Origin of the sequence: Vibrio hepatarius (assembly GCF_001274785.1) — a bacterium.
Lineage (GTDB): Bacteria > Pseudomonadota > Gammaproteobacteria > Enterobacterales > Vibrionaceae > Vibrio > Vibrio hepatarius.
This window is the reverse complement of record NZ_LHPI01000012.1, coordinates 252,327-264,685: the sequence shown is the minus strand read 5'-3', so window position 1 is coordinate 264,685 and position 12,359 is coordinate 252,327. Positions and strand designations below refer to the sequence as shown.

10 protein-coding genes are annotated in these 12,359 nt (G+C 46.2%); 3 read left to right on the top strand and 7 right to left on the bottom strand.

Annotated features, from left to right (window positions below):
• Positions 1-18: 18 nt before the first annotated feature.
• The 5 genes from glpD to AKJ31_RS13805 all read right to left on the bottom strand — a co-directional run bounded on the left by glpD (position 19) and on the right by AKJ31_RS13805 (position 6,082).
• Positions 19-1,563: a glycerol-3-phosphate dehydrogenase gene (gene glpD / locus AKJ31_RS13825; protein WP_053409683.1), complete on the bottom strand. Its 1,545-nt coding sequence runs from the start codon at positions 1,561-1,563 to the stop codon at positions 19-21.
• Between the two features lie 179 nt (positions 1,564-1,742).
• On the bottom strand, positions 1,743-2,513 hold the full coding sequence (locus tag AKJ31_RS13820) for a DeoR/GlpR family transcriptional regulator (protein WP_053409682.1): 771 nt from the start codon (positions 2,511-2,513) through the stop codon (positions 1,743-1,745).
• A 191-nt stretch (positions 2,514-2,704) separates the two neighbouring features.
• Positions 2,705-4,222: a glycerol kinase GlpK gene (glpK, locus tag AKJ31_RS13815; RefSeq protein WP_053409681.1), complete on the bottom strand. Its 1,518-nt coding sequence runs from the start codon at positions 4,220-4,222 to the stop codon at positions 2,705-2,707.
• A gap of 40 nt (positions 4,223-4,262) precedes the next feature.
• On the bottom strand, positions 4,263-5,114 hold the full coding sequence (locus AKJ31_RS13810) for an MIP/aquaporin family protein (RefSeq protein WP_053409680.1): 852 nt from the start codon (positions 5,112-5,114) through the stop codon (positions 4,263-4,265).
• Between the two features lie 446 nt (positions 5,115-5,560).
• The gene (locus AKJ31_RS13805; RefSeq protein WP_053409732.1) at positions 5,561-6,082 is read right to left on the bottom strand and encodes a TetR/AcrR family transcriptional regulator; all 522 of its coding nucleotides are present in this window, start codon (positions 6,080-6,082) and stop codon (positions 5,561-5,563) included.
• A 297-nt stretch (positions 6,083-6,379) separates the two neighbouring features.
• On the opposite strand from AKJ31_RS13805, the gene AKJ31_RS13800 reads away from it, so the two are divergent.
• Complete coding sequence (locus AKJ31_RS13800; protein ID WP_053409679.1) at positions 6,380-6,880, top strand: DUF2867 domain-containing protein; 501 nt, start codon at positions 6,380-6,382, stop codon at positions 6,878-6,880.
• 65 nt (positions 6,881-6,945) lie between these two features.
• Here the strand turns inward: AKJ31_RS13800 and dapD are convergent, their stop codons facing one another.
• Both dapD and AKJ31_RS13790 read right to left on the bottom strand, forming a co-directional pair.
• Entirely contained in the window at positions 6,946-7,977 is a 1,032-nt protein-coding gene (gene dapD, locus AKJ31_RS13795) for a 2,3,4,5-tetrahydropyridine-2,6-dicarboxylate N-succinyltransferase (protein WP_053409678.1), read from the bottom strand.
• A 356-nt stretch (positions 7,978-8,333) separates the two neighbouring features.
• Positions 8,334-8,945 carry a peroxiredoxin C gene (locus tag AKJ31_RS13790; protein WP_053409677.1) on the bottom strand — a complete coding sequence of 204 codons (612 nt, stop codon included), beginning with the start codon at positions 8,943-8,945 and terminating at the stop codon, positions 8,334-8,336.
• Positions 8,946-9,143: 198 nt separating this feature from the next.
• Here AKJ31_RS13790 and AKJ31_RS13785 point away from each other — a divergent pair, with 198 nt between their 5' ends.
• The gene (locus AKJ31_RS13785) at positions 9,144-10,049 is read left to right on the top strand and encodes a hydrogen peroxide-inducible genes activator (protein WP_053409676.1); all 906 of its coding nucleotides are present in this window, start codon (positions 9,144-9,146) and stop codon (positions 10,047-10,049) included.
• A gap of 599 nt (positions 10,050-10,648) precedes the next feature.
• Positions 10,649-12,277, top strand: coding sequence for a malate synthase A (gene aceB, locus AKJ31_RS13780; protein WP_053409675.1), 1,629 nt, complete (start codon positions 10,649-10,651; stop codon positions 12,275-12,277).
• Positions 12,278-12,359 lie beyond the last annotated feature (82 nt).

The following is a 12,359-nucleotide window of genomic DNA, read 5'->3' as shown; positions in this document are numbered from 1 at the left end:
GATTTTTACCATTTGTGATTAGCTTACTTTAGATAGGCTTAGCACCTTTTCCTGAGGATGCTTTGCGTCGATGTATTCGGCAACTTTAGCTTGAGCTTGCGCGTCTAAATAGAGACCGAGCTTGGTACGACGCCACAATAAATCTTCGGCGTTTTTGACGTACTCGTGTTCAATCAAGTAATCCAATTCGCGTTGGTAAACGCTGTCCGCAAATTTCTCGCCCATGTCTTGCTCACAAGCGATATTCGCCAATAGTTTGTGAGTGTAAGTACCAAACTGACGTACATAACGCATCGCCAGCTTATCCGTTAACCACGGATGTTGCTGAGTGAGTGATGTTGCCAATTGGTCACGGCTACAGCTGAAATTACCACCCGGCAGCACTTGGTCTTTTGTCCAAGGTTTACCCATAGCCGCAAAGAATGGCTCAAGCTTCTTCATCGCCGCTTCACCTAGTTTGCGGTAGGTTGTGAGTTTGCCACCGAAGATCGACAATAACGGGGCTTGATCCAACTCTTGTTCAAGCTCGAGCGTGTAATCACGTGTGATCGCTTGTGGTGAGTCAGACTCATCATCACACAATGGGCGTACGCCACTGTAAGTCCACACGACATCATCAGCGGAAATCTGTTTGATAAAGTGTTGATTGACGATATCAACCAAGTACTCGATTTCATCTTCTTCGATCGCTACTTTGCGCGGATCGCCTTTGTATTCAACGTCTGTGGTACCGATGATCGAAAAGTCATCCATATACGGGATCACAAATACAATGCGGTTGTCTTTGTTCTGCAGGATGTACGCTTGCTCTTCGTCGTGTACTTTCGGCACTACGATGTGAGAGCCTTTGATCAAACGAATGTTACGTGGCGACGGTGTGCTCAGACCATCATCAAAGAACTGTTTCACCCAAGGGCCAGCCGCATTGACGAGCGCTTTCGCTTTACGTTCGAACTGTTCACCGGTTAGTTGGTTGCTGATGGTGACTTTCCAAATGCCTTGTTCACGTACCGCCGATTCAACTTTGCAGTAGTTCGCGACTTCCGCGCCGTTTTCCTGCGCAGCCATGATGTTCAATACCACCAAACGAGCATCATCCACCCAGCAATCTGAATACTCAAAGCCAACCTTCATCTCTTCTTTAAGCAGACCAGATTTTGCCAGATTAACCATATGGCTTGACGGCAGAGTGGTACGTTTGCCTAAGTTATCGTAGAGGAACAGGCCGCAACGAATCATCCAAGCAGGGCGAAGGTAAGGACGGTGTGGCAGACGAAAGCGCATCGGCTGTGCCACGTGTGGCGCTTTCTTGAGGATCACTTCGCGCTCTGCAAGTGCTTCCGAAACCAAACGAAACTCGTAATGCTCAAGATAACGCAAGCCGCCATGGATCAGTTTCGAACTGGCTGATGAAGTCGCGGAAGCAAAGTCATTGGCTTCGAAAAGAGCAACAGACAAACCACGTCCTGCCGCATCAGCAGCAATACCTGCACCATTGATCCCACCACCGATGACCAGTACATCCAGTACTTTTGAGTCGTTGTTTTGTTTGTTTGTATCCATAGTCACTGACCTAGCTATTTTTGAGCGAACGAACATTTAAGAACATAAAGGAACTGTAGCTTAAGTTTCGTTTTTGGTCATCTTTTATTTTCGTTAATGAGCGTTTATGTGATTTATGCATAAAAAAACCTCTCCATAGGGAGAGGTTAAGCATTTTATTCACTAAACGAACACGCGTTTTAGATAGAAGCGGCGACTTCTACTGGTATTTGGTGCTCTTTTAAGATGTCTTGGATCTCAGTCGGCGGCGCTTGATCGGTAAACAGGGTATGGATTTGCGTGATATTTCCCAGTTTGACCATCGCGTTGCGGCCAAATTTAGAATGGTCAACCGCGAGGAAGACGCTGCGGCTGTTTTCTATAATCGCTTGTTTGACGCGGACTTCATGGTAATCAAAGTCGAGCAATGAGCCGTCATAATCGATGCCACTAATCCCGAGTATGCCGAAATCGAGTCGGAACTGTTTAATAAAATCGAGAGTGGCTTCGCCGACGATACCGCCGTCGCGATTGCGAACTTCACCACCAGCGAGAATCACCGATATTTCTGGGTTTGGTAATAAAATACTGGCCACGTTGAGGTTGTTGGTGACAACGCGCAGTTGTTTGTGATTTTCACAGAGCGATCTGGCGACGGCTTCTGGCGTAGTACCAATATCGATAAACAGGGTCGCGCCGTCAGGGATATGTTTGACCAACTCTTCAGCAATTAAATCTTTCTCATTAAAGTTCTGTGACTTACGAGTTGAGTACGAGGTGTTTTCGGAGCTTAGCGGTACGGTTGCACCACCGTGGTAGCGGCGAATTTGGTTTTTGTCAGCGAGTTCGTTTAGGTCACGGCGGATGGTTTGTGGGCTGACATCAAATCGTTCTACTAGTTCTTCGGTACTGACATAGCCTTGCTTTTTCACCAGCTCAATAATCTGCTGGTGTCTTGGAATTTGTTTCACACATCACTCCCTAGTGTGTACGGAAGATTCAAATGAAATCTTCGAAAATGCTCACTTGCGATATTGTGCGACAATTCATGGGCACAGAGAAGCGGCAATCCACGGGAATCACGGGTCAAACGCAAAAAAGAGCATTCAAGGAATGCTCTTTTGCTCATAATTAACCGAATAGTGTGTCAGTCGTCTTGTTCTTAATCGTCGGAGTCGCGCAGCTCGGCCCAAGTCTGCGCACATTTCACCGCTCGCTTCCAGCCTTTGTAGCGACGAGCACGTTTTTCTTCATCGTGATGAGGAACGAAAGTACGGTCAAGTTCTGCTTTGCCTTTCAATTCATCAATACTGTGCCAGAAGTCGACAGCCAGACCTGCAAGGTAAGCGGCGCCCAGCGCTGTGACCTCAGTTACTTTTGGTCGCAATACTTCGGTATCAAGTACGTCAGATTGGAACTGCATCAGGAAGTTGTTTGCGACCGCGCCACCATCTACACGCAGGTTCGCCAGTTTGATTTCTGAATCCGCTTGCATCGCGTCTAGTACGTCACGAGTTTGGTAAGCAATGCCTTCCAGTGTTGCGCGGATAATGTGGTTTGAGCTCACGCCGCGAGTTAAACCAACGATTGTACCGCGAGCATAGGCATCCCAGTAAGGTGCGCCAAGGCCGGTGAAAGCTGGAACTACGTAGACACCGTTTGATGAGTCCACTTTTGTCGCAAAGTACTCTGAGTCTTTTGCGTCCGCTAGCAGTTTCATTTCATCACGTAGCCATTGGATTGACGCGCCACCCATAAACACCGCACCTTCCAATGCATACGCTGGCTCACCCGCTGGGCCACACGCTAGCGTGGTCAGTAGGCCGTTGCGAGAGGTTACTTTTTCTTGGCCTGTGTTCATCAACAAGAAACAACCCGTGCCGTAGGTGTTTTTCGCTTGGCCTGCTTCGACACACATTTGGCCGTAAAGCGCCGCTTGTTGGTCACCCGCAATACCAGCGATTGGAATACGAGTACCACCTTTACCACCAATGTTGGTTTTGCCGTACACTTCCGATGAGCGTCTTACTTCAGGCATCATTGATGCAGGAATGTCGAGCTCTTTCAGTAGTTTCTCATCCCAACATAGGTCGTTGATGTTAAACAGCATAGTACGTGATGCGTTGGTGTAGTCAGTCACGTGTACGCGGCCTTGAGTCATCTTCCAAACTAGCCAAGTATCCACAGTACCAAACAACAGTTTGCCTGCTTCTGCGTCTTCACGTGCACCTTCAACGTTGTCGAGAATCCATTTTACTTTGGTGCCTGAGAAGTACGGGTCAAGTACCAGACCCGTGTTCTCACGTACGTAGTCTTCCAGTCCGCGCGCTTTTAAACCTTCACAGATATCGGCGGTACGACGACACTGCCAAACGATAGCGTTGTAAACCGGTTTACCGGTTTCTTTGTTCCAAACGATTGTGGTTTCACGTTGGTTAGTGATACCAATCGCTGCGATCTCATCGCTGCTGATGCCTGATTTACCCAGTACTTCAACCAGTGTAGAGCTTTGCGTTGCCCAAATTTCCATTGGGTCGTGTTCAACCCAGCCAGCTTCAGGGTAGATTTGGGTAAATTCACGTTGTGACACGGCGACGATGTTCGCATCATGATCTAAAACGACAGCGCGTGAGCTTGTAGTACCTTGGTCAAGAGCAACAATGTATTTAGGGTCGGTCATGGTCAGATCCTTTTAATCTCGTTCTTTATATTTTAGTTAATTAAGCGCGAACTTCTTTTGTGTCTTCCGCGTCGTCACATTGGTTAGGAATAGTGCAGCCTTGACCTGTAGTTGGTAGGTGAGCCGCAATCGCTTTAGGGTATAACCAGCCGCCAAAGCATGCACCAGCAATCGGTGCCAAGATTGGTACGATAAAGTAAGGAATATCTTTCGCGCCAGTCAGAGCGTAATCCCAACCCGCAAAGTAAGCGAACAACTTAGGACCAAAGTCACGAGCAGGGTTCATTGCAAAACCAGTCAGTGGACCTAAAGAGCCACCGATCACCGCGATAAGAATACCGATCAACAGTGGGTTCATCGCACCGCGTGATGCACCGTTGTGTTCATCGCCTAGCGCCAGAATCGCAAACATTAGTACCGCGGTAATCACAAATTCCACCGCAAACGCCCCGAAGAATGACAATGCAGCATTCGGGTAAGTTGAGAAGATACCTGCAGTCGCCAACGCTTCTGGGCTTGAACGAACCAGATCATGCGCGACTTCGTATTCCGTAAATAGGTTTGCATACAAGCTGTAGACCAGTGCAGCAGAGCAGAAAGCACCTAAAAGTTGAGAAAGAATGTAAGGAATAACTTTCGCTTTATCAAAGCCATGGAATGCTGCAAGCGCGATAGTAACCGCTGGGTTGATATGAGCACCGGACACACCTGCGGTGCAGTAGATTGCGATGGTGACACCAAAGCCCCATACAATACTGATTTCCCATTGCCCGAACTGAGCTCCAGTCAGTACCAGTGCAGCGACACAGCCAACGCCAAAAAATATCAGTAATCCCGTACCGATGAACTCGGCCAGGCACTCTCCGAAAAGAGAGGGTTGTTTATTGTTCATAGTGAGAGTCCTTTTTGTTCCATTTGTGTGCGTTATTAGTAATGGCACATCGCACATTCTGCACATTCAAATCAATTCGAAAACAAACAAACGCAAAAAATGAGCGTTCGAGCATTATTTTGATAACGAAAAGTGGCTTTTTTGTTAATGCAGTCATCGTTTTTGATCATTTTACACACGAGGAGGAGAGTTACCTTAGATCATGTGGTGGTAAGTGTTTTGTTCAAAGGAATGCTTGAAGATGTAAATGTAAATCCATGTATATATTACATTTTTATAACTTTAAGATATGAGTTCTGTTGCTTGGTTGTGATGTTGATTATAAGAATGCTGTACGGACGGCGATTGGTTGACCAATGTGTTTATTAACTGGTCATACCAAATGGAATGTTATTGAGCAAATGTGAAAGTGATGAGTGATAACGCTCATTAAATGAACGTTATCACTAGTTGATAAGTTGCTGAAATTTATCTTTTAGTTCAGCCAGAGCTTGTTCAACGCAAGGGGTTGGCTTGCTAAGGTGGGTAATCAACGTCATGAAATAGCAATCGATGATCAACTGCATTTTGTTTTTTAACTCGGGCGTGATGCAAACGGAATCAAACAATCCTTGGTTGAAGCTTTGATAGTAATCGAGATCCCAGATCACTTCTTTTAGTAGCGCCTTGCTCAGTGCCACATTGGCGAAGTAGAAGCGGTAGTACTCTTCAACTAATGTCATCCCTAATTCGATATCGCTTGCTGCACCGATTGAAGAGAGTGCTTTGGCGCTCAATTCTGACAGTTGCGCCAACATGCCTTCACGTAGCATGTCTAATTTTGTCGGAAAATGGCTAAACACGGTGCCATCTGCGACTTCTGCATGGCGAGCGATTTGACGGGTAGTGGTTTCGTCATAGCCTTGCTCGGCGAATAAGTGCCAAGCAGAGGATAGAATGCGCGCTCGGGTGATTTGTCGTTTGCTCATCGTTAATCCTGTCAGTGATTCGTCGATGATCATACCTATCGATCGTTTATTTGACAAATTGAGCGCGCTCAATTATAAAAATTGAGCATGCTCAATTTTTATAATAAAGGTGATGGAGATGAAATATATTGAGAGATTGGCTCAACTGCTGATTTTTTTACCGACGATTTTCTGTTTTTCGTATCTGCTTAGGCCAATACTGATGGCTATTCTTATTCCTGGTGGGCTGGTTTTATTGGCGTTGATAGGGGGGAAGGAAGTTCGTACGGAAATGGTTCACATGATTAAGGAACAGCTATGGTTCAGCCCGACAAACTCCCGCAACAGAGTCAGTTAATCCCAATTGCGAAACAAAGCGATTTTCATGATGCGTTTACGTTTTTAGTCGCGAAGCAAGGGCAAACTCCAGCACAGGTTTATCACGCCATTTTTGGTCAGCTGCCAAGGCTTGTGCAACAGTTGATGTCGGTGCGAAACAAGCTCGTTAAACCGCTGGGCTTTCAGGTGCAAGATATCCAAGCCATCCCGTCAGCAGAGGCGTTACAAGTCGGTAAGGGAGAAGGGTTGCATCGGGTCGAATACTTGGATGAGAATGAAATTGTCTGCAGCACGAGCGAGAAGCATATGCGGGTTTGGCTATCTGTGTACAAACGCTCGGCTTGCCAATTTACGATAAGTACGATGGTAGAAACACATTCAAGCATCGGCAAAGGTTATCTAATGGCGATTATCCCATTCCATAAGTTGGTGGCGATCGCGAGTATCCAATCAATGCTGACGCGGTCTGAAAAGCAATAAAAAGCCGAGCGTTGTGCTCGGCTTCATTCTACTCTCGATGATTCACATTGAATCGATCGCGCGTATTAGTTGTTGCTGTGTAGCATGCTGTTGAGCTCAACAGCCGTTTTGTTGGCAAGGCACTCGATTTGACCAGTAACAGAGTTGCGACGGAATAGTAGGTCAGAAACACCAGCAAGGTCACGAGCTTTCACCACTTCAACTTCATTACCATCAGAATCCAGCATACGTACTTTAGAGCCAGCCGTTACGTACAGACCAGATTCAACCGTACAACGGTCACCTAGTGGGAAACCAAGACCTGCGTTCGCGCCCAGTAGTGAGTTTTCACCGATAGAAACCACCACTTTACCGCCACCAGAGAGTGTACCCATGATAGACGCGCCGCCGCCGATATCAGAGCCGTTGCCGACAACCACACCAGCTGAAATACGGCCTTCAACCATGCTCACGCCAGTTGTACCCGCGTTGAAGTTGATGAAACCTTCGTGCATGACTGTGGTGCCTTCACCAACGTGCGCGCCTAGGCGAACGCGAGAAGTATCAGCGATACGAACACCAGCTGGAACCACGTAATCGACCATTTTCGGGAATTTGTCGACACAGTCTACAGACAGAGTACGACCTGCAAGGCGAGCTTCGATTTGACGATTCGCTAGCTCAGGTAGGTCGATCGGGCCTTCGTTGGTCCACGCGATGTTGTGTAGCAGGCCGAAGATACCGTCTAGCACTGTGCCATGTGGCTGAACTAGGCGGTTAGAAATCAGTTGTAGTTTTAAGAAGCCTTCAGCAACCGATTGAGGCTGTTCGTCAGTTGCTAGGATAACCAGAACAAGAGGCTGTGTTGACTGCGCTGCTTTTTGAGCAAATGCTGCGTTTGCCGCGTCGCCGTTTGCTTCAAATACCGCTGCTAGCTCAGCGCTTTGTGCCGCAGAGATCTCGATAGCTTGGTTGCCTTGCTCGTAACCTGCGATTTTTGCTACTGCTTCTACAACAGCGTCTGCAGGGTTAAGAACTGGGTTTGGGAAAAACGCTTCGATAATTTTTCCATCACGGTTTTTAGTTGCCGTACCAAAGGCTAGTGAAAAGTAAGCCATGTTGAGTCTCCATGTAGTTTAATCTGTAAAGAGAGCTATTAGCCTCTCATCTGTGTTTCATCATAAAGAGTGCTTTTTCGACTTTAAAGAGCCGAGCAAGATAAAGTCCGTAAGACGATACGTTTTGTCTCTTTGGCGATATTGTGTCTTTTGGGATATATCATCCCGTTTTCAATCAATTCTTGTTTGCTCTACTGAGGTACAGCCAGCGATGATAAACGTTAATAAAAAAGCCCGAAGCAGTGCTTCGGGCTTTTATAGGACTTTACTTAGAACTGATTGGCGCTGTGCTTTTATTTAATTAGCTTTATATTGTCCAACCATCACACCCGATGAGCGAGGGTGTGTAAGCAGAATTACTTCTTGCCTAGGTCTGATGCGTGCTCAGATAGGAACGCTGCAACACCTTTTGGAGATGCGTCCATACCTGCTTTACCTTCTTCCCATTGTGCTGGGCAAACTTCACCATGCTTCTGGTGGAAGTTTAGTGCGTCAACCATGCGTAGCATTTCGTCGATGTTACGACCTAGTGGTAGATCGTTCACTACTTGGTGACGAACTAGACCGTCTTCGTCGATTAGGAAAGAACCACGGAAAGCAACGCCTGCTTCAGGGTGCTCAACGTCGTATGCTTTACAGATTTCGTGCTTAACGTCAGCAACTAGTGGGTACTTAACTTGACCGATGCCGCCGTCTTCGATAGCAGTGTTACGCCATGCGTTGTGAGAGAACTGAGAATCGATAGAAACACCGATTACTTCAACACCTTTAGCTTGGAAATCAGCTAGACGGTTGTCGAATGCGATTAGCTCAGATGGGCAAACGAAAGTGAAATCTAGTGGGTAGAAGAAAACAACAGCTTTCTTACCTTTTGTGAACTCTGCAAAGTTGAAGTTATCAACGATTTCGCCGTTACCTAGAACAGCTGCAGCAGTAAAATCTGGGGCTTGACGACCTACTAGTACCATTTTTTTGCTCCTAAAAAGTATGGTTAGTTCCAAACCAAATTGATTGTTATTGGTTTGGTCCGTGTTTGTACGAGACAAACTATAGTACAGATTGTAGTATGGAAAAAAGCGAATTAAATAGATTAAGTTAATCGAAAAAAGCGATAAACGTAAAACTTTTAACTTGGTCAACATCTGTTCTGATTTAGAAAGCAAACTATGAATAAGTGGCCCAGCCTCAAACAGTTACATTACCTTGTGACTTTGCACGAAACCCGTCATTTTAGCGAAGCCGCCGAACGCTGCTTTGTGAGCCAGTCGACCCTAAGTAAAGGCATTCAAAACCTAGAAGAGCTGATTGGTTGTCCTTTATACGAGAAGAAAGATAAGAAAAGCCCGCTGGTGTTTACTCATGCCGGTGAGATGGTGGTACTTCAAGGGCGAGAGCTGCTAGCAAAAGGGCAAGATTTAGTCGAGCTTGGCCGTTTGTGTCAGGGCGGGGAAATGCAAGGTCAGTTGAAAGTCGGCTGTATCCCAACCATTGCGCCTTTCTTATTGTGCGATTTAGTCCAAGAAGTGAACCAACGTTTCCCACAACTGAACATGTTATTAAGAGAAGACACCACAACGAACTTGCTGGCCGCGCTGCGACAAGGGGAATTGGATGTGTTGATCTTAGCTTTACCTGTCGATATCGATGGTATGGAAAGTCGTATTGTCGGCTCTGACCCGTTTCGTATGATCATTAGCCGCAATCAGGCCGATTCGATCAAAGTGCCGATTCGCTACGCTGACCTTCCGGATGAATCCGTGTTCTTACTTGAAAGAGAACATTGTTTAACCGAGCATGCGGTGTCGGCGTGCAAACTCACCGATAAAGAAAAGATCAATCCTTTCTCTGCGACCAGTCTACACACCCTAGTGCAAATGGTGGCGAATGGTTTGGGTACTACCTTTATTCCGCAAATGGCCATCGACCATGGTCTGATCGAGAATCAAAATTTGGTCGTAGTAGATCCACCAGGTAAGCAGGCGCATCGTCATATTGGCTTGGTTTGGCGACCAAGTTCGTCACGAGTCAGCACTTTTAATCAATTAGCGGATGTCGTGTCAGGACTGCTTTAGCGAATAGTATTAGACCTATTCTCCCGATTAGACTTAAAAAGCACACTAGTTTTAGTGTGCTTTTTAGCATTTTATGCTGTTGGTTAACTTTAACTTGTAAAATTTTACAAAGAAATTTTGATGAAGATTTCATTAAATTGTGAAATTTCACAGTGTCAATTTTACAGCAACGCAAAATCGACTTGTTTAATACACCCTCAGAAATCCTTGCTTAAGCCGTGCAAATAAAGGCTTCTCTTTCTCCCTTACAAAGTTAAACGCTTGTTTGAACTATTTATACATGCTCAATTTTACTGTAATTAAATTACGTAACTAATTACAGTTTTGCGTGTAAAAATAGGGCTTTTTACCTTACGGAATAAAACTTCGAATTTAACTTTTTGTTTACTTTTGGGGTTCCTAAATACTCGGGTCTGGTATAGCTTAAATGCAAGCTTTTTAAGACTTATGTCTAGATTGCAAAGCGATCCAAGGTTAGCGAAAGTAAAGCCACAGACAGAAGATAAGCCGGAAACGAATAACAATTGAGTTGGATGTTAATTGTTGTTTGATACTTACAAATGTAATCCGGCGTCAATTACTCTAGTAAGGAAAAGATTATGCTTGCTCAAACACCAGATAGAGAAAAAACAACAGAAGCCCAAGAAGGCAAGCTTGAAGTGACGGATACCCTTTCCCCAGAGCATCAAGCGGTTTTCCCTGTTGAAGCCCAAAACTTTTTGTCTACTCTGTGTGCAAAGTTCGCTGGACGCATTGATAGCTTGTTAGCTGCTCGTGAAGAAAAGCAAGCCGCTATCGATGCGGGCGAACTGCCGGACTTTCTCCAAGATACGCAAGATATCAGAGAAGGTAGCTGGAAGATCCTGGGGATTCCTCAAGACCTTCAAGACCGCCGTGTAGAGATTACCGGTCCTACGGATCGTAAGATGGTAATCAACGCATTGAACGCGAACGTTAAAGTGTTCATGGCGGACTTTGAAGACTCGATGTCTCCAGCTTGGGATAAGGTGCTTGACGGTCAAATTAACTTGCGTGATGCAGTGAATGGTGACATTAGCTACACCAACCCGGTTAACGGCAAGCAATACCAGTTGGACAATGATCCAGCCGTGTTGATCTGTCGCGTTCGCGGCTTACACCTAAAAGAAAAACACGTAACGTTTAACGATCAAATTATCCCTGGGGCGCTGTTTGATTTCGCGCTTTATTTCTACAACAACTACCGAGCGTTGTTGAAAAAAGGCAGCGGCCCTTACTTTTATATTCCTAAGTTGCAGTCCTACAAAGAGGCGCAGTGGTGGAGTGAGGTATTCCACTTTACCGAAGACTACTTTGGCTTAGACACTGGCACGATCAAAGCAACCGTATTGATCGAAACCTTGCCAGCGGTATTTGAGATGGACGAGATTTTGTTCTCTCTGAAAGAGCACATCGTAGGCCTTAACTGTGGTCGCTGGGACTACATCTTCAGCTACATCAAAACTCTTAAGAAACACCCAGACCGCGTTCTTCCAGATCGCCAAGTGGTCACGATGGATAAGCCGTTCCTTAACGCGTACTCGCGACTGCTTATTCGTACTTGTCACAAGCGTGGCGCGTTCGCAATGGGAGGAATGGCCGCCTTTATCCCAGCGAAAGACCCGCAAGAGAACCAAAAGGTACTGGATAAAATTCAAAACGATAAAGCGCTTGAAGCTAACAACGGACACGATGGCACTTGGGTTGCGCACCCTGGCTTGGCAAATACGGCAATGGAAGTATTTGGCAGCGTACTCGGTCAGCGCAGCAATCAATTGGATGTATCTCGCGAAGAAGACGCACCAATTACGGCGAAAGATCTGCTTGAACCATGTGAAGGTGAAAGAACCGAGCAAGGGATGCGTCACAACATCCGCGTCGCATTGCAGTACATCGAAGCGTGGATCTCTGGCAACGGCTGTGTACCTATCTACGGTTTGATGGAAGACGCGGCAACCGCAGAAATCTCCCGCGCTTCAATCTGGCAATGGATTCAGCATGGTAAAGCGCTCGATAACGGCCAAGTGGTGACCAACGAGTTGTTTGAGCAGTACCTCGCTGAAGAGATCAACGTGGTGAAAGCCGAAGTCGGTGAACAGCGTTACAACTCCGGTCGCTTTGAAGAAGCTGCTGAGCTGATGGCAAGACTGACAACCAGCAAAGAACTGACGAATTTCTTAACCGTTCCGGGATACGACTACCTGGACTAACAAGCAAACACACATTTTCACAACCAATAACGTAAACATTCCGCGGCGGAGCAGGAAGTACCGCCAAAGAAAAGGAAAAATC